Origin of the sequence: Nocardiopsis endophytica, from assembly GCF_027706725.1 — a bacterium.
GTDB lineage: Bacteria > Actinomycetota > Actinomycetes > Streptosporangiales > Streptosporangiaceae > Nocardiopsis_A > Nocardiopsis_A endophytica.
In genome coordinates, this window is the sequence record NZ_JAQFWQ010000027.1 from 13823 (window position 1) to 36736 (window position 22914).

A 22914-nucleotide genomic window follows, 5' to 3' on the forward strand; every position below is an offset into this window, starting at 1 on the left:
ATTCCCGGGACAGCCTAGCGGCGCCCGCGCGGCGCCCGCGCACGGTTCCGCGCGCTTGGGCACGCCGCCCCCGCCGACTCCCTAGACTCGAATGTCGTGAGTGTCGCCTTTGCTTCTCCGCCCCGTCTGGCCGTGCGCACCGTCGAGCTGCGCGACCGGCGCCCGCTGCTGTCCCACCTGCCCGCCGCCGCGCCCCTGTGCTGGCTCCGCGGCGGCGACGGACTGGTCGCCTGGGGCGAGGCCGCCCGTGTGGAGCTGCCCGCGGAGGAGGACCCCCAGGGGGCGCGGCGCTTCTCCGAGGCCGCGCGCCTGCTGCGCGACCTGTTCGCCGACGCCGAGGTGGACGACGCGGTGGACCTGCCGGGCACCGGCCCGGTGGCCTTCGCCTCCTTCACCTTCGACGCGCGCTCGAACGGGTCCGTGCTGGTGGTGCCCAGCGTGGTGGCCGGCCGCCGCGGCGGGCGCACCTGGCTGACCACGATCGGCGGCCACCGCCCGGGGTCCCACCCGGGCGCGCTCACCGTCCCGGGGGCGCCGCTGCGCCCGGTGGGGCCGCTGACGTGGGGGCCGGGCTCGCTGACCGCCGAGCAGTGGTGCGGGGCGGTCGGCGCCGCGGTCGACCGGATCCGGGGCGGCGGCCTGGCCAAGGCGGTGCTGGCACGCGACGCGTTCGCCGACGCCGAGCGGGCCATCGACCCGCGCACGCTGCTGGGGCGGCTCGCCGCCGCCCACCCCGAGTGCTACACCTTCGCCGTCGACGGCCTGCTGGGCGCCACCCCGGAGCTGCTGCTGCGCCGCGACGGCGACCGGGTGGAGTCGCTGGTGCTGGCGGGCACCCGCCGCCGGGGCGCCACCGAGGAGGAGGACGCCGCGCTGGCCGAGGACCTGCTCTCCTCGGACAAGGACGGCGAGGAGCACCGGTACGCCGTCGAGTCGCTGCGCGCGGCGCTGGGCCCGCTGGCGACGGAGGTGGCGGCGCCGCCCGAGCCCGAGCTGCTGCGCCTGGCCAACGTCCAGCACCTGGCGTCCCCGGCCTCGGCGGGGCTGCGCCCGGGGGTGTCGACGCTGGACGCGGTGGCGGCGCTGCACCCGACGGCCGCGGTCGGGGGCACCCCCACGGCGGAGGCGGTGGAGCTCATCCGTGAGCTGGAGGGGATGGACCGGGGGCGCTACGCGGGCCCGGTCGGCTGGATCGACGCGCAGGGGCGCGGTGAGTGGGCGATCGCCCTGCGCTGCGCGCACGTGTCGGGGTCGCGGGCGCGGCTGTTCGCCGGATGCGGCATCGTGGCCGGCTCCGACCCGCAGGAGGAGCTGGCCGAGGCCGACTCCAAGTTCCGGGTGATGACCGAGGCCCTGACCGACCGCTGAGGCCCGGCGCCGCCCCCGGCCCGCGGCCGGGTCAGTCCGGCAGCGCCTCGAAGTCCTCGAACTCGAAGCCCGGGGCCACGATGCAGCTCACCAGCGCCTCCTCGCCGACCAGCGGGCGCGCCGTCTGCCAGGTGCCCGCCGGGACGAGGATCTGCAGGTTCTCGCCCGCCTCCACGTACGGCCCCAGGACCAGCGGCCGCTCCTCCTCCGGCCGCTCACCGGTGCCGCCCAGGACCAAGCGCAGCGGCCCGCCCCGGTTGAACACCCACAGCTCGTCGGAGCGCACCCGGTGCCAGCGCGACTCCTCCCCCGGGCACAGCAGGAAGTGGATGGCGGTGGCCGCGTGGCGCGGGCCGGGGTACCCCTCGGGCCGGGAGCTGACCGGCGAGCGCCACGTCTGCCGGTACCACCCGCCCTCCGGGTGCGGCAGCAGGTCCAGCGCCTCGGCGGTGGGGCTGCGCCGCACCACGCCGGTGTACCGGCCCCACGGGTCGCGGCGCAGGTAGCGCACACCGACCACGGCGGAGCGCGGGATGGGCCCGAACACGTGCGGGAAGAGCACGTCCGGGTCGGCCCCGGGCGGCGGCTCCGGCGAGGGCTCCTCCCACCGCACCTCGGCGCCGACCATCCCACTGTCCACGACCAGGGCCACCATCTGCTCCTCGGCCCGCCGGTAGAAGGCGTTGGCCACCGCCAGGAGGGTGCCCTCGTCCGGGGAGGCGTGCACGAACCCCTCGGTCCGCAAGGAGTCGGCGCCGATGTCGCCGCCCGCCTCCCACCGGGAGTGCTCGGTCATGTGGAGGATGTAGCCCATGGGGGGACCGTACCAAGCCTGTGACCGGCGACACCCCGCGACTCCCGGCCTTCACCCGGGGCGGGGCGGAGCACTAGCCTTCGATGAGCGGCACTGGTGGGACCTTTGAGCCGGCCCTCCGGACGCCGCACAGCCACACGGCGCGGGCCCCCCGCGCCCCCGCCCGCTCCGGCGGGTGGACGAGAACGCATAGGCAGGGAGCCGACCTATGGCACAGCATTTCGACGTCGTCGTCCTGGGCGCGGGCCCCGGCGGCTATGTGGCGGCGATCCGCGCCGCCCAGCTCGGCCTGAAGACGGCGGTCGTGGAGGAGAAGTACTGGGGCGGCGTCTGCCTCAACGTCGGCTGCATCCCCTCCAAGGCGCTGCTGCGCAACGCGGAGCTGGCCTACACGCTCTCCCGTGAGGCCGACACCTTCGGCATCGAGTTCGGCGGGAAGGTGTCCTTCGACTACGGCAAGGCCTACCGGCGCAGCCGCGACGTGGCCGAGGGCCGCGTCAAGGGCGTGCACTTCCTGATGAAGAAGAACAGGATCACCGAGCTCAACGGGCGCGGCACCTTCACCGGCCCCACGAGCCTGGAGGTCTCCGGCCCCGACGGCACCGAGCAGGTCACCTTCGACAACGCGATCATCGCGGCCGGGGCCTCGCCGAGGCTGCTGCCCGGAACGTCGCGGTCGGAGCGGGTGGTCACCTACGAGGAGCAGATCCTCGCCGACGAGGTGCCCGGCAGCATCATCATCGCCGGGGCCGGGGCGATCGGCCTGGAGTTCGCCTACGTCCTGCGCAACTACGGGGTCGAGGTCACCCTGGTGGAGTTCCTCGACCGCATCGCGCCGACCGAGGACGAGGAGGTCTCCGCCGAGCTGGCCCGCCACTTCAAGCGCCTGGGGGTGGAGGTGCTCACCTCCACCCGCGTGGACACGGTGGAGGAGTCCGGCGGCAGGGTCCGCGCCGCGGTGACCGGGGCCGACGGGGCCCAGAAGACCCTGGAGGCGGACAAGCTGCTGCAGGCCATCGGCTTCGCGCCGAACACCGAGGGCTACGGCCTGGAGGCGGCCGGGGTCCAGTTGACCGACCGGGGCGCCGTGGCGGTGGACGCGCGCGGGCGCACCAACGTGCCGGGCGTGTACGCGATCGGCGACGTCACGGCGAAGCTGATGCTGGCGCACACCGCCGAGGCGATGGGCATCATCGCCGCCGAGACCATCGCCGGCGCGGAGACCCAGGAGATCGACTTCCGGATGATCCCCCGGGCCACGTACTGCCAGCCGCAGGTCGCCTCGTTCGGCTACACCGAGGCCCAGGCCCGGGAGGCCGGGTTCGACGTCCAGGTCGCCAAGTTCCCGATCATGGCCAACGGCAAGGCGCACGGCCTGGGCGACACCCGCGGCTTCGTGAAGGTGCTGGCCGACGGCAAGTACGGCGAGCTGCTGGGCGCGCACATGGTCGGCCCGGAGGTGACCGAGCTGCTGCCGGAGCTGACCCTGGCCCAGCAGTGGGACCTGACCGTGCACGAGGTGTCCCGCAACGTGCACGCCCACCCGTCCCTGAGCGAGGCGGTGAAGGAGGCCGTGCACGGCCTGGCCGGGCACATGATCAACCTCTGACGGCTCCGCCGCCGCATGGGGCCGGCGGCTCAGAAGCAGAGCAGGCTCCCGACGCGCACCGGCCTCCCCGGCGGGATCGGGGGCGTCAGGGGTTCGTCCAGGGGGACGCCGGACCAGTCGATCCGGAAGGGGCCCTCCTGCGGCTCGGTCGGGACCCGTCCCGTCAAGTCGAAGGCGGCGACCGGCCGACCGGGGCGGTGCACGTCCACCTGCAGCCTCACGAAGTCGTCGAGGTCGTCGCGGGTGATGTCGCCGGTGTCGCGCAGGCCCGCCTCGGCGGCCTCCCGGAGGGCGGCGGGCGTCCCGAACACGCGGCCGGCGGTGATCCACTCGGAGTTGGCGATCCGCGCCTCCTCGCGCAGGAGGGCGAACGCATACGGGCGCGGGGGCGGAGACGGGCGCGGGTCCGCCTCCCGGGCGTCCGCCGGACCGTTCCCGGCGCCGAGCACTTCGAGGCAGGCGTCCGCCTGGTCGTCGAACGGGTCGCGGCGCAGCGCCTCGCGGTAGGCGGCGACCGCCCCGTCGCGGTCGCCGAGCCAGGCCAGCGCGTGGCCGAGGTGCACCGGCACGAGCGGGTCCTGGGGGTCGGCGTCCATAGCCGCCCGCGCGGCCTCGGCGGCGCGGACGGCGACGGGGCGGCTCACCCCGTCCTCGTCGTCCTCCTCCACACCGTTGAGCGGTGGACCGTCCCAGTCGAAGTCCCAGCCGGAGTTGAGGTCGTTCTCGACGTCTATGCACAGGCGCAGCTCGAACTCGGCGATGAGGGAGCGGCCGATCGCCACCGTCGCGCCGTCGGCAGCGGCGTCGGCGGTCTCCGCGGCGTCGTAGCAGGCGCCCGCCTCGGCGAGCAGCGCACCTATCCCGTCGGTCCCGTGGCCTTCCCAGAAGCGGTGGGCGCACTGGGCGAGCAGGCCGGAGGCGCGTTCGACGTACATCCGGGAATCATGCCATCTCCGGGCCGGGTCCGGTGGTCAGCCCTCCAGGGCCCGGTCGACCGCCTGCTGCATGCGCGCGCGCAGGGCCGCCGAGTCGGACCGGCCGGTGCGCACCTCGATGAGCCGCAGCCCCTCCCCGAGCAGCGCCTTGGGCAGGTCGCTCGCCCACTCCAGGCGCGTGTACCCCACGTCGGCCATGGCCGCCACCCGCTCCATCGACACGCCGTGGGGCGTGCCGAAGACCCGCTCGAAGTCCGGGTGGCCCGCCTGCTCCAGGCCCGAGAAGATACCGCCGCCGTCGTTGTTGACCACCATGACCGCCAGGTCCGGTCTCGGCTCCCCCGGGCCGATCACCAGGCCGTTCTGGTCGTGCAGCACCGCCAGGTCCCCCAGCAGGGCATAGGCGGGCCCGCCGCCGTCGGCCTGGTGGGCCAGCGCCGCGCCCACGGCCGTGGAGACCGTGCCGTCGATGCCGCTCACCCCGCGGTTGCCGATGATGCGGGCGCCGCAGCGCGCGTCCATCGCGCCGTCGAGGTCGCGGATCGGCATGCTCGACCCGGCGAACAGCAGCGACCCGTTGGGCAGCTGCGCGGCCAGGTCCCGGGCCAGCCGGGGCTCGCTGAGCGCCTCCTCGGCGTCGAGCACCCGGTCGACCGCCTCCCGCGCCGCCGCGTCGGCCCTCCTCCAGGACTCCGCCCACGCGGTACCGGGTTCGGCCCCCTCGGGCGCGGCGAGCGCCGGGACGACCCGGGAGGCGGTGCGCACCGGGTCGGCGAAGTGGCGTGGGTCCCCCACCGCGATGTGGTTCCGGGCGGTGCGCAGGTAGGACATGAGCTGCCGGGACAGCCCCGGGCGCCCGACGCTGACCACCAGGTCGGGGACGTGCTCGCGGGCGAAGGCCGGGTTGGCCAGCAGCTCGCGGTAGGAGGAGACGGCCTCGGCGCGGCGCGCGTTGGAGGTGGGCTCGGCCAGCAGCGGCCACCCGGTGCGCGCCGAGAGGGCGAGGTAGGGGATCGGGTCGTAGTCACCGTCCCCGCACACGATCACTCCGCGCTCCACGGCGGGGGCGCGGACCGGTTCGGGTTCGCACGGCACGGCCGGGCCCACGAACCACGGCGCCCCCTCCCCCCGGCCGTCCAGCGGCTCGGGCCAGGCCGGGGCGCCGGGCCCGTCGTCGGGCACCAGGGGGTCGCGGAAGGCCAGGTTGAGGTGGACGGGCCCGGGGTGGCCGGGTCCGGTGGCCGCCCAGGCGCGGCAGGCCAGCGACCGCCAGTAGGCGACCATCCCCGGCACCGGCTCGGGCACCCCGGCCTCGGCGAAGAACCGCACCGCGGGCCCGTAGAGGCGGATCTGGTCCACCGTCTGGTTGGCGCCGGTGCCGCGCAGCTCCGGGGGCCGGTCGGCGGTGAGCACGAGCAGCGGCACCCCGGCGTGGTCGGCCTCCATCACCGCGGGGTGGAAGTTGGCCGCCGCCGTGCCCGAGGTGCACACCAGCGCGACCGCGCGGCGCGAGGCGCGCGCCAGGCCCAGCGCGCAGAAGCCCGCCGACCGCTCGTCGATGCGCACGTGCACGCGCACCCGGGGGTGGGCGACCAGGGCCAGCGCCAGGGGGGTCGAGCGCGACCCCGGGGCGACGACCGCCTCGGCCAGCCCGCAGCGGGCGAGCTCATCGACGAGGACCCGCGCCATCGCGGTCGAAGGATTCATGCAGCACAGCTCTCACGTAGTCGTCTTCAGGCCAGTATCGGCGGAGCACCCGCCGAACCCCCCACCGGGTGCAACGGATCGCCGGGCCCGTACGGTCCCGCAACGGGTGCGAGACTCCCCACGTCCCCGCGGCCTGCGGCCCCGTCTGCACACGCGGCCCGTGGTCTCCGCCCTGCTGCGGCACTCGTCGCTCCCCCTTGCTCCGATGCGCCGGCGCACCAGAAGTGCGGGCGTGTCCACGCCCCTTCCCTCCCGCGGGGCCGCCACACCCCCGAACCGCTCCGGACCGCGCCCGGGTACGGCGCTCACCCCGCCGCCGCGCGCGCGGCGGCCATGCGGTCCCTCCACCCCTCAGGGGCGATCTCCACGGCCTCCAGCAGGTCCGGGGCGACCTGCGGCCTGCGCACGGGGAGCGCCCCGTCCACCGGCAGCATGGGGTCGTCGCACACGTCCGCGGTGAGCAGCTGCACCGTGGCCAGCCCGCACGCGTAGGGCAGCTCCGGCAGCGCCGCCGCCAGGGCGACACCGGCGGCGATGCCCACCGACGTCTCCACGGCGCTGGAGACCACGGCGGGCAGCCCGCACGCCTCGGCCACCCTGAGGGCGGGGCGCACCCCGCCGAGCGGCTGCACCTTCAGCACCACGATGTCGGCGGCCTCGGCGGCGCGCACCCGAAGCGGGTCCTCGGCCTTGCGGATCGACTCGTCGGCCGCCACCGGGACGTCCGTGCGCCGCCGCACCTGCGCCAGCCCCTCCAGCGTCGGGCACGGCTGCTCGGCGTACTCCAGGTCGAACCGGTCCAGTGCGCGCAGCATCCGCACCGCCGTGTCGGCGTCCCAGCCGCCGTTGGCGTCCACCCGCACCCTGCCCGAGGGGCCGAGCGCGCCGCGGACCGCCTCCACGCGCTCCAGGTCCTCGGAGGGGTCCTGCCCGCGCTCGGCCACCTTCACCTTGGCGGTGCGGCAGCCGCCCGCGGCGACGATGCGCGCGGCCTCCTCGGGCCCCACGGCCGGCACCGTCACGTTCACCGGGACGCTGCGGCGCACCGGCTCGGGCCAGCCCTCCTCGGCGGCCTCACGGCAGGCGGCCCACCACCGCGCGCACTCCGCGGGCCCGTACTCGGCGAAGGGGGAGAACTCCCCCCACCCCGCCGGCCCGCGCACCAGCAGCCCCTCCCGGCTGCGGACACCGCGGAAGCGCGTCCTCATCGGAATCGAGAACGCCCGCCCCGCCGCGTCCCGTCCGGCCGTCCCGGCCATCGCGGCCCCTTCCCCTCGCCCCGGCTCAGGGACGGCGCGGGAAGCGCTCGAACTCCGGACGCCGCTTCTCCTTGAAGGCGTCCCGGCCCTCCTGAGCCTCCTCGCTCATGTAGTAGAGCATGGTCGCGTCCCCGGCGAACTGCTGCATGCCCGCCGCGCCGTCGCTGACCGCGTTGATCGCGCCCTTGAGCATGCGCAGCGCCAGCGGGGACTTCTCCAGCATCTCCCGGGCCCAGGCGACGGTCTCCTCCTCCAGGCGCTCCAGCGGCACCACGGTGTTGACCAGGCCCATGTCCTGGGCCTCCTGGGCGCCGTACTGGCGGCACAGGTACCAGATCTCGCGCGCCTTCTTCAGGCCCACGGTCTCGGCCAGCAGCCAGGCGCCGTATCCGCCGTCGAACGACCCGACCTTGGGGCCGGTCTGGCCGAAGCGGGCGTTGTCGGCGGCGATGGTCAGGTCGCAGCACACGTGCAGGACGTGGCCGCCGCCGATGGCGTACCCCGCGACCATGGCGACCACGGGCTTGGGCAGGCGGCGGATCTGCACCTGCAGGTCGAGCACGTTGAGCCGCCCGATGCCCTGCCGGGCGACGGCGTCGTCGCCCATGTAGCCGTCCTCGCCGCGGATCTTCTGGTCGCCGCCGGAGCAGAAGGCCTTGTCGCCGGCGCCGGTGAGGATGATGACACCGACCTCGGAGTCGTCCCGGGCGGCGTTGAAGGCGTCCTGCAGCTCGAAGAGGGTCTGCGGCCGGAAGGCGTTGTGCACCTCCGGCCGGTTGATCGTGATCTTGGCGATGCCCTCGGCGGTCTCATAGATGATGTCGGAGTACTCGCCCGACCGCTGCCACTTCACGCCACTCACGATCCCGTCATCTCCTCAAGCCAGACGTCGGCCATTGCGCCGTACCGCTCCCCGGGCGGCGCCCGGTACCGGTCGGTACGTCGGACGAGCTTAGTAGCCCGCGAGGGCGCGGCCGCACGCCCGCCACGGTGGGATACCCTCGGGGGACGTGCCGGAACGACCATTGCACGCGCTCCTGGGCCCCGAGCCCGCGCGTCTGAGCGAACACCTGGCCGCCGCGCTCGACGGGAGCGGACCGGCCCTGCTGCCGATCGACCCCGCCCTGCCCGAGCCGCGTGTGCGGGCCCTGCTGGAGTCCATGCGCCCGGCCGCCCTGCACACCCCCGACGGCGTGCACGCGCTCGACGGCGCCGAGCCCGTCCCCGACGGCACCGCCCTGGTCATCGCCACCTCCGGGTCGACCGGCACGCCCAAGGGCACGGTGCTGTCCGCCTCCGCCCTGCTGCACTCGGCGCGCGCCTCCACCGACCGCATCGGCGCCCGGCCCGGGGACCGGTGGCTGTGCACCCTGCCCACCGCCCACATCTCCGGCCTGCAGGTGGTGCTGCGCGCCCTGCACGGGGGCACCGAGCCGCTGCACGTGCCCTTCGCCGCCGACGCCGTCATGGCCGCGGCGGCCGAGCACCGGCCGCACGTGTCCCTGGTCCCCACCCAGCTGCGCCGCCTGCTCGCCGCCGGCGCCGACCTGTCCCTGTTCGGCACCGTGCTGCTGGGCGGCGCCGCCGCCGAGGGGCCGCTGCTCCGGGCCGCCCGCGAGGCCGGGGCGCGCGTGGTGACCACCTACGGCATGAGCGAGACCTGCGGCGGGTGCGTCTACGACGGCCGCCCGCTGGACGGGGTGCGGGTGCGCACCGACGGCGAGGGCCGCATCCTGCTGTCCGGGCCGGTGCTGTTCTCCGGGTACCGGGGGGCCGCCGCCCCGGCCGGCGGCGGGCTGGTCCGCGACGACCGGGGCCGTTCCTGGCTGCGCACCGGGGACCTGGGCGCCCTGGGCGACGACGGGGTGCTGCGGGTGCGCGGCCGCGCCGACGACGTCATCAACACCGGCGGGCACAAGGTCGTCGCCGGGGAGGTGGCCGGGGTCCTGTCCGCCCTGGAGAGCGTCGCCGAGGCCGCCGTGGTCGGCCGGCCCGACGCCGAGTGGGGCGAGCGCGTCACCGCCGTCGTGGTGCCCGCCGACCCGGCCGCGCCGCCCGCCCTGGAGGAGCTGCGCGCCGCCGTCCGGTCCCGCCTGGCCCCCTACGCCGCGCCCCGCGAACTCGACCTGCGCACCCGGATGCCGCTCCTGGCCTCGGGAAAGCCCGATCTGGCCGCCCTGCGGACACCGCCGAACGGCCGCGATTGACGCGCCCGCGCACGGGCAGCATGATCATGAGCGGTGTCCGATGCCGGACGGATCCGGCGAATCGGGGGAACTGATCGCGCCCCGCGGGCGTCTACACGGCAGACCGCTCTGTTCGGCGCCCCAGGGCCGCCGCCGGTGCGGGGATCCGGATCCGTCCCCGGGGGGAAGTGGTACCCGCCGTCTCCAGGGGCTCGGCCGCGGCCGGGGCAGCCCCGTCCGCCGCCGGACCCGCCGTGCGCAACACCCCAGGCCGTGACCTGAACCACGACCGGCGATATCCAATCGAGACCGGGAACATTTGACTCTCTGACACGTTAGACATATTGGCGCGCCAAGACGGCGGATCCAGGCCGCCGCGTGCCACAGGTCTTGGAAGGGAGGGAGGTGCCTTCATGACGCGCACTGCCCTAGCCACTTCTCCCACGGTGGCGGACACCGCGGACGGCAACGCGGCCGCGTCCGCGGCTCTGGACGAGCTCATCACCCGGGGGCGCTCCCAGGGACACCTGTCCCTGTCGGAGCTGCGCGCCGCGTTCACCGAGGCCGGGATCAGCCCGGCCGACGGCCGCTCCATCCTCCGGGAGCTCACCGACTCCGGGGTGCGGCTCGCCAACGGGGGCGAAGAGGGCGGCACGGTGGAGGCGGCCGACGGCGTCGTCGAGGCCGTCGACGCCGACACCGAGGACGAGGCGCTCGAGGACGCCCTCGACACCGCCAGGACCGCGGCGCGCGGAAAGGGCACCGAGGCGGCCGCCGAGGTCGAGGCCGACCTCGACGACCAGTCCCCCGCCATGGGCGACTCGGTGCACACCTACCTCAAGGCCATCGGGCGGCGCCAACTGCTGACGGCCGAGCAGGAGGTGGACCTGTCCAAGCGCATCGAGGCGGGCCTGTACGCAGAGTACCGCCTGGGGGTGCTGCCCGAGGCGCCCGAGCCGGCCGCGATGTCGGCGGCCGAGCGCGAGGAGCTGGAGTGGGTGGCCGAGGACGGCCGCCAGGCCAAGCAGCACATGCTGGAGGCCAACCTGCGGCTGGTGGTCTCGGTCGCCAAGAAGTACAGCGACCGCGGCATGTCCCTGCTGGACGTGGTCCAGGAGGGCAACCTCGGGCTGATCCGCGCGGTGGAGAAGTTCGACTACGCCAAGGGCTACAAGTTCTCCACCTACGCCATGTGGTGGATCCGGCAGGCGATACAGCGCGGCTTCGCGGACTCGGCCCGCACCATCCGGCTGCCCGTGCACGTGCTGGAGCTGCTCAGCAAGGTCAGCCGTCTGGAGCGGGACATGCACCAGACGCTGGGCCGCGAGCCCACCCCCGAGGAGCTGGCCCACGAGCTGGACAAGACGCCCGCGCAGATCGAGGAGCTGCTGCGGGTCACCCGCCAGCCGATCAGCCTGGACTCGACCATCGGCGAGGACGGGGAGACCCGGATCGGCGACCTGATCGAGGACATCGACGCCTCGGAGGCCTCCGAGGTGGTCGACCGCCAGCTCATGGCCGACCAGCTGCGCCGCGCGCTGGACGACCTGGAGCCGCGCGAGGCCACCATCATGTCGCTGCGGTTCGGCCTGATGGACGGCCGCCCGCGCACCCTCGACGAGATCGGAAAGCACCTCGGCCTGACCCGGGAGCGGATCCGCCAGCTCGAGAAGCAGTCGCTGTCCAAGCTGCGGCACCCCAGCCGCGCGCAGCAGCTGCTGGACTTCGCGAGCTGACCCGGACCCGCACGGTCCCGCAACCGCATACAAGGCCCCGCGCCCGCCCACCGGCGGGCGCGGGGCCTTTCCGCGCCCCCTCCCCTCGGGCCGCGCGCTCAGGGTCTTCCCTGATTCCTCCCTGGGACCGCGCCCGCTCCCTCCCCCCGCGGCCCCGCTCTCGGGAACAATCGGGGTATGACTGCGCAGAACACCGGTGGCCCCCCTCCCCGCGCCGCCAGGGACGAGGTGGCGGCCGCGCTGCAGACCAGCCGGGAGCTCGGGCCCGAGTACGACGACGCCGTGGCCGCCTCGCTGGCCGAGAAGCTCGACTCGGCCATCGAGGCGCGCGTGCGCGAGCACGTGGCGGCCGCCCAGGCGCCCGCGGCGCGGCTCACGCCGCAGGAGCAGTGGAAGAGCCCCCGGCTGATCATGGGCATCATCACCATGGGGGTCTCGATCCCGCTGACCGCCATCAGCGCCGGGATGATGGGCAGCGGCGGGGTGGTGCTGGCCTGGATGGGGCTGCTCGCGCTGTACCTCATCTCCGTCATCGGCCTGAACCGCCGCTGAGCCCGCGCCGCCGGCCGCCCGTCCCCGTGCCCTGTTACCGCTATCGTTGGTCCGTACGACGGCACGGGGGCGACGGTGCCCCCAGCACCCCGGGGAGACCGTGAGCGCCCAGCCCGCCGAACAGAACGTCAGCGCCCGCGAACGCAACGAGCGGCGCCGCCGCGGACGCATCCTCCGTGCCGCGGCCGCCCTCGCCGCCCGCGGCGGGCTGGAGAACGTGCACATGCGCGACGTGGCCGACCGCGCCGACGTCGCGCTGGCCACGCTGTACCGCTACTACCCGTCCAAGACGCACCTGATGGTGGCGGTGCTGGCGGCCGAGATCGCCTCCCTGGACGAGTCCATCCGGCGGCGCCCCCTGGTGGGCGAGGGCCCCGGCGAGCGCGCGGCGGCGGTGCTCGTCCGCACGGCCCGGTGGATCATGCGCGAACCCGATCTGGCCGACGCGATGCTGCGCGCCGCCAACTCCGCCGACGCCTCCGTGGTGGACTGGCGGTCGTCCGTGCAGGACCGCCTCACCTCGGTCGTGCTGTACAGCGCCTACGGCCCGGACGCCGCCGAGGAGCCCGGCGCGCGGTCCCGCCTCCTCGCCCGGGCGCTGCACGAGGTGTGGACGCAGGAGCTGGTCCTGCTGCTGCACGGCTCCACGACCCTGGACGAGCTGGAGACCACCATCAACGAAGTGGCGCCCCGGCTCCTCGACGACCGCCCCGCCGACGCCCGGGCCCGGTAGGGCGCGGGGCGCGGGGCGCGGCGCCCGCCCTCAGCCGGCGGTCTCGGCCTGCCGCAGCGCCGCGGCCACGATGTCCAGGGCCTCCTCGCGGTCCAGACCCAGGCGGGAGACCGCCTCGGCGTACACGCGCGCGGCCGCCACCGCCTCCTCCCGCTGGGCGTCGCCCCCGGCCGCCACGAAGGTGCCCGAGCGGCCGCGGGTCTCCAGCACGCCCGCCTGCTCCAGCTCCCGGTAGGCGCGCGCCACGGTGTTCACGGCCACCGACAGCCCGCCCGCCAGGGCGCGCACCGTGGGCAGCTTGTGCCCGACGGGGATCTCCCCCTCGGCCGCGGCGTTCGCGATCGCGGCGCGGATCTGCTCGTAGGGAGGGACCCGGGAGTCCGGGTCGATGTCGATGAAGTCCGGGACTTCGGTCGCCACTGCCAGTCCTGCCGTCCTCGGTCCGGTCCGCCCCGCGCTCGCGGGGGCCTGTCGCGGCCCGTGTGGGCCGCCGGGGCGGCCGGCCCCGCGGCCCGCCCCCTCCCCCGATCCTGCCATCGGGGAGGGGGCGGCGCACCTCAGACCCCGGCGGGGCGGCGCGGAACCCGCTCCACGCCCTGCAGGCGGTGCCGCTCCCGGGCGGTGAGCAGGCGCTCGGCGCGCTCGGTGGCCACGCGCACCTCGGGGCGGGCCAGGCGCTTGCGCCGGTAGATGCGGTCGGAGTAGCCGCGCTCGCCGACCAGCACCCGCTCCTGGGCGTAGGCCGCGCGCACGGCGTCGGTCAGGGCCGTGTCCAGCGCCTTGCCCAACCGGTTGAGCTCCTCGACGCCGAGCCCCTCCCCGTGGGCGGCGACGAGCGCCGCCTCGGCCTCGGCGACCGCCTCCATCAGCTCCGGCAGCCGGTCCGCGTGCTCGCGGTCCTCGGCCAGGCGGCGCCGGTCGTCCTCGTCGCCCCTGCGACCGAACAGGCCCATGCTCACTCTCCATCGTCATCGCACTCGTGCCGACCGCCCCACACTCTAGTGTGCCGGGGATCACGGCGGCGAGGCGGCCGCGTTCCGATGGCGCCGCTTTACCCGGTAGATCTAGAGTGGCGCCTGTGACCCGATCGAGCCGAAACAACGCCGGCCTGAGCACCGAGCGCATCATCGTCGAGGCCCTGCGGATCATCGACGGCCAGGGGCTGCGGCGGCTGACCATGCGCCGCCTCGGCGACGCCATGGAGGTGGAGGCCATGGCGGTCTACCACCACTTCCCGCTCGGCAAGGAGCAGCTCTTCGAGGCCATCGCCGAGTACGTCACCGACGTGCACCGCGCCCGCGCCGAGACGGCGGAGGAGGCGCTCGGCGAGGAGGAGGGCGACCCGCAGGGCGACCCGGACGAGGGGGCCGAGGAGGAGCCCGACGACCGCCCCTGGGACGAGCGGCTGCGCTCCTGGGCCCACGACTACCGGGCGGCGCTGCTGAAGCACTCCGGGGCGCTTCCGCTGCTGATCAACCGGCGCCCCGACACCGAGGCCGCGGTGCGCTCGCTGGAACTGCAGTACGCCGCCTTCAGCGAGGCGGGGCTGGAGGGGCGGGACGTGGTGAACGCGGCGGCGGCGCTGGAGTCGTACGTGACGGGCGCGGTGGTCCACGAGGTGCGCGCGGGCGGTCTGGAGAGCCCGCACCCCACGCGCCTGGACGGCCGGTTCCCCACCGTGACCGGCCTGCGGCACACGGAGCTCGACCACGGTCAGGCCTTCGCCGAGGGCCTGGAGAAGCTGCTGAAGGCGCTCGTCCCCGGCGGCTAGGCACGGCGATGGTGTCCCGCCGAGTGGTGTGGCTCTCGTCGTCCGCGACCTCCTCCGGCGGGCGGCCCTTTGCGACCAAAACCGCCTGGGCGGATGGACATCTCACCACTCCGACGGACGCGGCCGGACCCGGCGTCCGGGTGCGGCAGGCGGAGGGGCGGCCCAGCGGGACGGCGCGTTCGTTGCGGCCCGGGGCGCGCCGCCTACGATGCCCTGACCAGCGACCCGCTGTTCGGCGGGCGGGCGGCCCTTCGACTGCCGCCGACGGCCGCACCTCTCCGCACGTCATCAGGGCTTGCCAGGGTGGTGCTTTCACCACCCGATCACCTCTGAACGGTCCCTTTCGCCACGCTCGATGCTTATGGGGCCCGCGACCGATCGTTGTCGGGGCGAGCGCGCTCGATGCCGACGCGGCCCGCCCCGGGCCTCACCGCTCTCCGAGCGCCTCCTGGGCGACGATGGCCGCCTGGACCCTGCTCCTCAGGTCGAGCTTGGTCAGGATGCGGCTCACGTGCGTCTTGGCCGTCGTCTCCGTGATGCCCAGCCTGCGGGCGATCTGGCGGTTCGACAGGCCCTCGCCCACGCAGCGCAGCACCTCCCTCTCGCGGGCGGTCAGCTGCTCCAGGGCCTCGGCCGCCGCCTGAGGGCGGGCGGGCCGTCCGGAGTGCTGCGCACGCCCGTCGCCCGGACCGGCGAACTCGGCGATCAGCCTCCGCGTCACCCCCGGCGCGATCATGCCCTCCCCCCGGGCCACCACCCGCACCGCCTCGACCAGGTCATCGGCCTCGATGTTCTTGAGCAGGAACCCGGCCGCCCCGGCACGCAGCGCGCCGAAGACGTACTCGTCCAGGTCGAAGGTGGTCAGCACCAGCACGTCGGTGCCCGAGCCCGCCAGCTCGCGGGTGGCGGCGATGCCGTCCTTGCGGGGCATGCGCACGTCCATCAGCGCCACGTCCGGGCGGGTGCGCCGCACCGCGGCCACCGCCTCCTCGCCGTCGGCGGCCTCGGCCACCACCGTGATGTCCGGCGCCCCGTCCAGGATCATCACCAGCCCGGACCGGACCGCCCATTGGTCCTCCGCGACCACGACCCGGATCACTGCTCCGCCTCCGCTCCGCCGCGGGCCGCGGCCCCGTCGGACGGCTCCAGCACCGCGCACGGCAGTTCGGCCCGCACCCGCCACACGCGGCCGTCCGCGGTGGGCCCCGCGGTGAAGCGCCCGCCCAGCAGGACCGCCCGCTCGCGCATGCCCGCCAGGCCCATCCCCGCCCCCAGCGGGTCCGGCGCGGCGGCTCCCCCGTCGGGCAGCGGGTTCTCCACGGTCACCACGAGCGTCCCCGCCTCCCCGGCCGGCGGGTACGCCAGGCCGATCTCCACCCGGCGCGGATCCGCGTAGCGCTGGGCGTTGGTCAGCGACTCCTGCATGATCCGGTAGGCGGCCGCGTCGACCTGGGGCGGAAGCGGGCCCGGCTCCCCGTGCTCGCGGACCTCGACCCGCATCCCCGCCTCGCGGGCCGTGCGCACGAGCAGGTCCGTCTCGTCGACGCGGGGGGTCACCCGCTCCTCGGCGGGCCGCTCCCCCGCCCTGAGAACCCCGATCATCCTGCGCATCTCCTCCAGTCCTTGCACGCTGTTGTCCCGGACGACCTCCAGCACGCGGCGGGTCAGCTCCGGGTCGGGGGTCCTTCTCGAGAGCGCCGCCGTGGACTGCACCGCCACCGCGCTCATGTGGTTGGCGATCACGTCGTGCAGCTCGCGCGCCACCCGCGTGCGCTCCTCGGCCACCGCCCGGGCGCGGTCGAGCTCGGCCATGCGGATCCGCTCCTCGGCCCGCTCGCGCTCCAGGTCGGCCCGGCCGCGGTGCTCGCGCACGCTCCACCCGGTGACCACCGGCAGCGCGAACACCATCACGTACAACCCGATCAGCTGCAGGTATCCCAGGGCCCCGTCGACGTACCCGGCCGCGTACGCCCACAGGCCGGCCCCCATGACGGCCACGGCCCCGGCGACGGCACCGAGCAGTGCGGCCAGCGCGCTGCGCCTGCCGCCCCACACGCTCGCCGCGTACAGCAGGTCGCCATAGGCCAGGTACACCCCACTCGACGGCCCGAACACGGTGTCGACCACGAGCACCGCGGTCCCGGCGGCGAGCGCGGTCCCGGGGGCGGTACGGCGCAGCAGCATCAGCGCGCACAGCGCCGTCACCGTCACCAGCAGCACGCCCGGCCCGACGCCGTCGCGGTAGAAGTAGGCGCCCAGCGCCCAGAGCAGCACGCCCAGCGACAGGTGCACCGCGGCCCACAGGGCGCTGCCCGCGTACACCCACCCGCCCAGGAACGCCCGGTTCCGGTCGATGGCGCCGAAGAACGCGCCCCTGCCCGCCAGGGCGCTGCGGAGTCCACTGATCACGGCCACCATCCCAGCATGAACGGCACCCCGGCACGTACTCCGAAGGTCGTAGGCCGATCTCGTCCCGGCGCCGATGCGCCCGGCGGGCGCCCCCGGCGATGCTCGTCCCGGCACATCGGACGACTCTGAAGGCTCTCCGCGATGATCGTGGCATTCATCCTCGCCTGCGAGGCGATGTTCTGGGTCCTGCTGCTCGGCGGGCTCGCAGCGCGCTACCTGCTGCGCAGCCGCGGGCTCAGCACGGTGCTCCTGCTCCTCGTGCCGGTGCTGGACGTGGTCCTGCTGGCGGCGATCTCGCTGCACCTGGCCTCGGGGGCCGACGCCGAGGCGGGGCACGGCCTCGGCGCGCTCTACCTGGGCTTCACCGTGGCCTGGGGGCACCCGCTGATCCGCTGGGCCGACGCGCGGTTCGCCCACCGGTTCGCGGGAGGGCCTCGGCCGCCCAAGCCCTCGAAGGCGGGGCTCGCGGGGGTGCGCCACGAGGCGGTCGCCTGGCTGCGCACCACGGCCGGGTGCGTGATCGGCGCGGCCGTCCTCGGCGGGCTGATCTGGCTGGCGGGCGACCCGGAGCGCACGCAGGCGCTCAACGGCTACTTCGCCCCGCTCGGCATCGTCATGTTCTGGAACACGGTGATCGGCGTATGGGGCGCGGTCGCGGCGGTCGCCGCGAAGGACCGCGGCCCGCGGGCCGGCGTGTCCGCAGCCGTCCCTGGCGGGGCCCCGCCCTCCCCTGAGCGCGCTCCGGACGCGCCCCAGACCGCCTCTAAGGCCGCTGCGGGCCGGGGCCCGGCCTCCTCCTGGGACCTGTGGGTCGGCGCCGTCCTGGGCGCCGTCGGCGGCCTGGCCCTGGGCTACCACTACATCGGCGCGCTCATCGAGGGCGTCCCGGCCGGCCCGCCTCCACTGCACTCCCTCATCCAGCTCGGCGCCGGGGCCGCGCTGGTCGGCTGGAACATCGTCGGCCGCCTCCGGTAGGACGGGCCGGTCGGGGGCGGGGGCCGTCAGGCGGCCTCTTCGCCCTCGGCGCGCAGGCGGACGCGCTCGGCGCGGTGCTCGCGGGCCTCGTCCGGGTCGAGGACCGGGGCCGCGTTCAGCAGCGAGCGGGTGTACTCGTCCTGCGGGTCCTCGTACACCGAGTCGCTGTCGCTCAGCTCGACGACCCTGCCCTTCTTCATGACCGCGACGCGGTCGCTGACCTGGCGCACCACCGCCAGGTCGTGCGCCACGAAGATGTAGGTCAGGTCGAAGTCGTCCTGCAGCTCCGACAGCAGCCGCAGGACCTGGTCCTGGGTCGACACGTCCAGCGCCGAGACCGGCTCGTCGCAGATGACCAGCTTGGGCCGCAGGATCAGCGCCCGCGCGATCGCGATCCGCTGGCGCTGGCCGCCCGAGAAGGCGTGCGGGAAGCGGTTGTAGTGCAGCGGCTCCAGGCCGACGCGCTCCAGCAGCTCCTGCACGCGCCGTTTGATGAGCTTGCCGTCGGTCTCGCCCTGCACCCGCAGCGCGGTGCCGATGCTGTCGCCGATGGTGAGCCGCGGGTTCAGCGACGAGTAGGGGTTCTGGAAGATCATCTGCACGTCGCGGCGCAGCGGGCGCAGGCTGCGCTCGGAGATGTGCGTGATGTCGCGCCCCTCGAAGACGACCTTGCCCTCGGTGGGCTCCAGAAGGCGCATGACCATGCGCGACAGGGTCGACTTGCCGGAGCCGGACTCGCCGACGACGCCCAGCGTCTCGCCCTTGTGGAGGTCGAAGGAGACCCCGTCCACGGCGTAGAAGTCGGTGCTCTTGCCCATCATGCCGCCGCGCACGCGGAAGCGCATGCGCACGTTGTCCACCGACAGCAGCGGGTCCCGGTCGGGGTCCCAGGCGGCGTCGGCCTCGGGCAGGGCGGTGGCGCCGGTGCGCTCGAGGGCGGGCGCCGCGGCGGCCTCGGCGGCCCCGGCCTCCTGCCGCTCGCCCTTGGCGACGGCGGCCTCGGCGGCCTCCGAGCCCTCGCGGGCGGCGCGGTCGGCGCGGACCTCGGCGCGGCGCTGGGCCCGGGAGACCTCCACCCGGGGCACGGCCCCCAGCAGGGCCTTGGTGTAGGGGTGCTCGGGGGCCGACAGGACCCTGCGCACCTCGCCGTGCTCGACCGCCTTGCCCTTCTGCATGACCAGGACCTCGTCCACGGACCCGGCGACGACCGCCAGGTCGTGGCTGACCAGGATCAGCGCCATGCCCAGGTCGCGGCGCAGGTCGTCGAGCAGGTCGAGGATCTGCGCCTGGACGGTGACGTCCAGGGCCGTGGTCGGCTCGTCGGCCAGCAGCACCTTGGGGTCGCACATCAGCGCCATGGCGATGATGACGCGCTGGCGCATGCCGCCGGAGAACTCGTGCGGGTAGGAGTTGACCCGCCGCGACGGCTCGGGGATGCCCACCCGGTCCAGGGCCTCGACGGCACGCGCCTTGGCCTCCGCGCGCGTGGCCTTGGGGCGGTGGGTGCGGTAGGCCTCGATGAGCTGGTTGCCGATGGTGTACTGCGGGTGCAGCGAGGACATCGGGTCCTGGAAGACCATGGCGATGTCGTTGCCGCGCATCTGCCGGATGCGGGCGTTGGAGGCCGACACGATGTCGGTCCCGGCCACCGCGATCTCCCCGGTGATGCGGGCGCGGGTGCCCCGGTGCAGGCCCATCAGCGCCAGCGAGGTGGCGCTCTTGCCGGAGCCCGACTCGCCGACGATGCCCAGGGCGCCGCCGGGGGCCACCTCGAAGGAGAGGCCGTCGACGGCGTGGACGTCGCCGTCCATCGTCGGGAAGGTGATGGAGAGGTCCTGGACGAGCACCGCCGGACCGGCGGCGTCCTGTCCTGTGCCCGTGGTCGTCATTGCCGGTGTTTCCTTCGGATCGGGCCCCGGCCGCCGGGGCGGCGCGGGGAGCGGGAGTTCGTTGTCCAGGCCCTCAGCCGGCCACGCGCACGCGGGGGTCCACCCAGGCGTAGAGCAGGTCGACGATGAGGTTGGCGACCACCACGAAGAAGGCGCCGAACAGGGTGACGCCCAGGATGACGGGGAGGTCCTGGGAGATGATCGCCTGCACCGCGTAGCGGCCGATGCCGTTGAGCGAGAACACGGTCTCGGTGAGCACCGCGCCGCCCAGCACCAGGCCCAGGTCCAGACCGAAGATGGTGACGATCGGGGTCAGGGTGGGGCGCAGCCCGTGCTTGAGGATCACCTTCCACTCGGGCAGGCCCTTGGCCCGCGCCGTGCGGATGTAGTCCTCGCCCATCGTCTCGAGCATGCCCGCCCGGGTCTGCCGCGCGTACTGGGCGGCGTGCAGGAACGCCAGGGTGATCCAGGGCAGGAACAGCGCGGTCGCCCAGGCGACCGGGTCCTCGAAGAAGGGGGTGTAGCGCGGGGTGTCGAACAGCTCCCAGGAGTGCACCAGGAAGGCCAGCGACAGCAGGCCGGTGAAGAAGACCGGCAGGGAGACGCCCGCCAGGGCCAGGCCCATGCTGACGCGGTCGAAGACCGAGCCCTTCTTGATGGCCGAGATGACGCCCACGGACACGCCGCCGACCAGCCAGATGACGCCGGCGCCGATGGCCATGGAGAAGGTGACCGGGAGCCGGGCCACGATCTCGGGGAAGACCTCGGTGTAGTTCTGGAAGGAGTAGCCGAAGCACGGCGCGGAGCACACGACCTCGCGCCCGCCGAAGTTGTAGGTGGCGCCGACGAAGATGCCCTTGATGAACTCCCAGAACTGCAACGCGATGGGCTGGTCCAGGTTGAGCCGGTCGATGGTGGCCTGGATGGCCTCCTCGGTGGGCGCCTTGCCCACGTACATCGTGGCCAGCTGCTGGACCGTCTGCCCGGCCATCCGGGGCACCACGTAGAAGATCAGGAAGGTCACCAGGGTGACGATGGCGAGCAGCAGGACGCCGGCGCCGAGGCGACGAAGAAGATAAGTGACCAACGTATCCGGCCGCGAAGGCCGGCCGGGCCCGGTGCGGGCCCGGCCGCCCCCGCGGCCTTCACCTGCCTAACTCTCAGGTCGAAGGGTCGGGGTTCCGGGTGCCGCTAGGTGTTCGTCGTACCGAGCGGCATGTAGTCGTACATCGCGTACCCGGCGCTGAACCGGACGTTCGTCAGGCTCTCGGGCCGGTACAGCACCGACTTCTCGAAGACGATCGGCAGGATGGCGCCGGTCTCCATGATCCGGCGGTCCACCTCCTGGTAGAGGCGCTCCTGCTCGCTGGCGTCCTCCGTGGCGACGGCGTCGGTCAGCATCTCGTTGATCTCCTCGTCGTCCAGCTCGGAGATGTTGGAGTTGCCGGCCTTCTTGATGTTGTCGCCGTGGGCGATGTAGCTGAGGAACCCGTAGCCGGTGGGCCAGTCCGGGATCCAGCCGTAGATGTTCAGCCCCAGCTCGTTCTCGTGGACGAAGTCCGGCGAGCCGGCCTGGGTGTTGGTGAAGGTGTCCGACGGGTACTGCTTGATGTCGACCTTGATGCCGACCCGGTCCAGGCTGGCCTGCAGCGCCTCGGCCGCGGCGACCTCGGTGGGCCGGTCGCTGCGCACGCCCAGGTTGGTGGAGAAGCCGTCCTCCTGGCCGCACTCCTCCAGCTTGGCCTTGGCCTTCTCGACGTCGCCCTTGTCGCCCTCGGAGGGGTACAGGTCGAGCTTGGGGTCGTGCCCGGCGATGGCCGGCGGGATGACGTCGTTGGGGATCTCCCCGCCGGCGGCGCCGCCCCAGGCCCGCTGGAGCGAGTTGTGGTCGGCCGCGTACATCACGGCCTGCCGGCAGGCCTCGTTGTCGAGCGGCTCGACGACGGTGTTGACCGCGACGTAGCGCAGCGACCCGTTCTCCGGGTTGTCCGCGTTGGCCTTGGCCTCCTCGTCGGTGAGGACCTCGCCCTTCTTGGCCGGGCCCAGGCCGGTGCCGCCCAGGTCGACGTCGAGCTCGCCGTTGACCAGGCGCTGGTCGATCTCGTTCTGGTCGACGCCCTCCTCGACGGTGATCTTGTCGGGCAGCGCCGGGCGCACCGGGTCGGAGTCGGGGTCCCACTCCTCGTTGCGCACGAGGGTCAGGCCGTTGCCGGGGCTCCAGTCGCCCTCGAACTTGTAGGGGCCGGAGGAGACGACGTGCTCCTGGTACTGCTGGCCCTTGTCGGCGTCGGCCGGGACCGGCGCGGTCTGCGGCTGCACCAGCACGTACGGGAAGTCCGCGAAGGCCTTCTTGAGGTGGAACACCAGGGTCGTGTCGTCCGGCGTCTCGATGCCGTCGAACCCGGCCAGCGGGTCGGAGGGGTTGGCGTTGACGCCCTCGTAGTCGTCGCTGTCGGCCAGCAGCTCCTTGAAGTAGCGCGGGCCGTTGGGCAGCGCGTCGTCGCCGTAGTTGCTCCGCGCGATGCCGTACTTGATGTCCTCGCTGGTGACCTCCGAGCCGTCCTCGAAGGTGATCCCGTCGCGCAGCTTGACGGTGTAGGTCTTGCCGTCGTCGCTGACCTTGGGCATCTCGGCGGCCATGTCCGGGACCGTCTCGGTGGTCTTGCCCGGCTCGGCGCTGTAGGTGAGCAGCGTCCGCGCGTAGTAGCGGCTGAAGTTCCAGACGTACCCGTAGTAGGTGTTGCCCGGGTCGGTGCTCTCGATGTTCGCCGAGATGGCGTAGCGCAGGGTGCCGCCCTGCTCCTCCGAGGCGTTGACGACCTCGGTGGTGCCCTGGTCGAAGGAGCCCGACGCCCCGCTGTCGGAGCCGCCACCGCCGCCGCACGCGCTCAGCAGCAGCACGGACGACACCCCCAGCGCGGCCAGCCCCAGTGATGACTTGCTCAATTCCCTGCCTTTCTCGGTATGCGTG

The 22914-nt window shown here is 74.3% G+C and carries 20 protein-coding genes; 8 read left to right on the plus strand and 12 right to left on the minus strand.

Annotated features, from left to right (window positions below; translation table 11 throughout):
- Positions 1–96 precede the first annotated feature (96 nt).
- Positions 97–1368: an isochorismate synthase gene (locus O4J56_RS11650; RefSeq protein ID WP_270685743.1), complete on the plus strand. Its 1272-nt coding sequence runs from the start codon at positions 97–99 to the stop codon at positions 1366–1368.
- A 31-nt stretch (positions 1369–1399) separates the two neighbouring features.
- Here the strand turns inward: O4J56_RS11650 and O4J56_RS11655 are convergent, their stop codons facing one another.
- Positions 1400–2182 carry a cupin domain-containing protein gene (locus O4J56_RS11655; RefSeq protein ID WP_270685744.1) on the minus strand — a complete coding sequence of 261 codons (783 nt, stop codon included), beginning with the start codon at positions 2180–2182 and terminating at the stop codon, positions 1400–1402.
- 208 nt (positions 2183–2390) lie between these two features.
- Between O4J56_RS11655 and lpdA the strand changes: the two genes are divergently transcribed.
- Positions 2391–3791, plus strand: coding sequence for a dihydrolipoyl dehydrogenase (lpdA, locus tag O4J56_RS11660; protein ID WP_270685745.1), 1401 nt, complete (start codon positions 2391–2393; stop codon positions 3789–3791).
- A 29-nt stretch (positions 3792–3820) separates the two neighbouring features.
- Here lpdA and O4J56_RS11665 read toward each other — a convergent pair whose 3' ends face one another.
- The 4 genes from O4J56_RS11665 to menB all read right to left on the minus strand — a co-directional run bounded on the left by O4J56_RS11665 (position 3821) and on the right by menB (position 8557).
- Positions 3821–4726 carry a tetratricopeptide repeat protein gene (locus tag O4J56_RS11665; protein WP_270685746.1) on the minus strand — a complete coding sequence of 302 codons (906 nt, stop codon included), beginning with the start codon at positions 4724–4726 and terminating at the stop codon, positions 3821–3823.
- A 36-nt stretch (positions 4727–4762) separates the two neighbouring features.
- On the minus strand, positions 4763–6433 hold the full coding sequence (menD, locus tag O4J56_RS11670; RefSeq protein WP_270685747.1) for a 2-succinyl-5-enolpyruvyl-6-hydroxy-3-cyclohexene-1-carboxylic-acid synthase: 1671 nt from the start codon (positions 6431–6433) through the stop codon (positions 4763–4765).
- Positions 6434–6738: 305 nt separating this feature from the next.
- A complete protein-coding gene (locus O4J56_RS11675; RefSeq protein ID WP_270685748.1) occupies positions 6739–7692 on the minus strand; it encodes an o-succinylbenzoate synthase in 954 nt (317 codons plus the stop codon).
- Positions 7693–7717: 25 nt separating this feature from the next.
- Complete coding sequence (menB, locus tag O4J56_RS11680; RefSeq protein WP_026123462.1) at positions 7718–8557, minus strand: 1,4-dihydroxy-2-naphthoyl-CoA synthase; 840 nt, start codon at positions 8555–8557, stop codon at positions 7718–7720.
- Between the two features lie 145 nt (positions 8558–8702).
- Between menB and O4J56_RS11685 the strand changes: the two genes are divergently transcribed.
- The 4 genes from O4J56_RS11685 (at position 8703) to O4J56_RS11700 (ending at position 12899) form a co-directional block, all read left to right on the plus strand.
- Positions 8703–9899: an AMP-binding protein gene (locus O4J56_RS11685; RefSeq protein ID WP_270685749.1), complete on the plus strand. Its 1197-nt coding sequence runs from the start codon at positions 8703–8705 to the stop codon at positions 9897–9899.
- A gap of 392 nt (positions 9900–10291) precedes the next feature.
- Positions 10292–11614 (plus strand): RNA polymerase sigma factor, encoded by a 1323-nt coding sequence (locus tag O4J56_RS11690; RefSeq protein WP_270685750.1) that lies wholly within the window; start codon positions 10292–10294, stop codon positions 11612–11614.
- 177 nt (positions 11615–11791) lie between these two features.
- A complete protein-coding gene (locus tag O4J56_RS11695; protein WP_270685751.1) occupies positions 11792–12166 on the plus strand; it encodes a hypothetical protein in 375 nt (124 codons plus the stop codon).
- A 100-nt stretch (positions 12167–12266) separates the two neighbouring features.
- Positions 12267–12899: a TetR/AcrR family transcriptional regulator gene (locus O4J56_RS11700; protein WP_270685752.1), complete on the plus strand. Its 633-nt coding sequence runs from the start codon at positions 12267–12269 to the stop codon at positions 12897–12899.
- 30 nt (positions 12900–12929) lie between these two features.
- Here O4J56_RS11700 and O4J56_RS11705 read toward each other — a convergent pair whose 3' ends face one another.
- Together O4J56_RS11705 and O4J56_RS11710 are read right to left on the minus strand one after the other, a co-directional pair.
- A complete protein-coding gene (locus O4J56_RS11705) occupies positions 12930–13319 on the minus strand; it encodes a GntR family transcriptional regulator (protein WP_270685753.1) in 390 nt (129 codons plus the stop codon).
- Positions 13320–13456: 137 nt separating this feature from the next.
- Positions 13457–13852, minus strand: a complete 396-nt coding sequence (locus O4J56_RS11710; RefSeq protein WP_270685754.1) for a hypothetical protein — start codon at positions 13850–13852, stop codon at positions 13457–13459.
- Between the two features lie 116 nt (positions 13853–13968).
- On the opposite strand from O4J56_RS11710, the gene O4J56_RS11715 reads away from it, so the two are divergent.
- Positions 13969–14670: a TetR/AcrR family transcriptional regulator gene (locus O4J56_RS11715; protein ID WP_270685755.1), complete on the plus strand. Its 702-nt coding sequence runs from the start codon at positions 13969–13971 to the stop codon at positions 14668–14670.
- 427 nt (positions 14671–15097) lie between these two features.
- On the opposite strand, the gene O4J56_RS11720 is transcribed toward O4J56_RS11715, so the two are convergent.
- Both O4J56_RS11720 and O4J56_RS11725 read right to left on the minus strand, forming a co-directional pair.
- Positions 15098–15769 carry a response regulator gene (locus O4J56_RS11720; protein WP_270685756.1) on the minus strand — a complete coding sequence of 224 codons (672 nt, stop codon included), beginning with the start codon at positions 15767–15769 and terminating at the stop codon, positions 15098–15100.
- Positions 15766–17088 (minus strand): sensor histidine kinase, encoded by a 1323-nt coding sequence (locus tag O4J56_RS11725; RefSeq protein ID WP_270685757.1) that lies wholly within the window; start codon positions 17086–17088, stop codon positions 15766–15768. Before O4J56_RS11725 ends, O4J56_RS11720 begins: the two co-directional genes overlap by 4 nt.
- Positions 17089–17220: 132 nt before the next feature.
- On the opposite strand from O4J56_RS11725, the gene O4J56_RS11730 reads away from it, so the two are divergent.
- On the plus strand, positions 17221–18054 hold the full coding sequence (locus O4J56_RS11730) for a hypothetical protein (protein WP_270685758.1): 834 nt from the start codon (positions 17221–17223) through the stop codon (positions 18052–18054).
- Between the two features lie 26 nt (positions 18055–18080).
- On the opposite strand, the gene O4J56_RS11735 is transcribed toward O4J56_RS11730, so the two are convergent.
- The 3 genes from O4J56_RS11735 to O4J56_RS11745 all read right to left on the minus strand — a co-directional run bounded on the left by O4J56_RS11735 (position 18081) and on the right by O4J56_RS11745 (position 22889).
- Positions 18081–19943, minus strand: coding sequence for an ABC transporter ATP-binding protein (locus O4J56_RS11735; protein WP_270685759.1), 1863 nt, complete (start codon positions 19941–19943; stop codon positions 18081–18083).
- Between the two features lie 73 nt (positions 19944–20016).
- The gene (locus O4J56_RS11740; protein WP_270685760.1) at positions 20017–21030 is read right to left on the minus strand and encodes an ABC transporter permease; all 1014 of its coding nucleotides are present in this window, start codon (positions 21028–21030) and stop codon (positions 20017–20019) included.
- Positions 21031–21134: 104 nt separating this feature from the next.
- Complete coding sequence (locus tag O4J56_RS11745; RefSeq protein ID WP_270685761.1) at positions 21135–22889, minus strand: ABC transporter substrate-binding protein; 1755 nt, start codon at positions 22887–22889, stop codon at positions 21135–21137.
- Positions 22890–22914 lie beyond the last annotated feature (25 nt).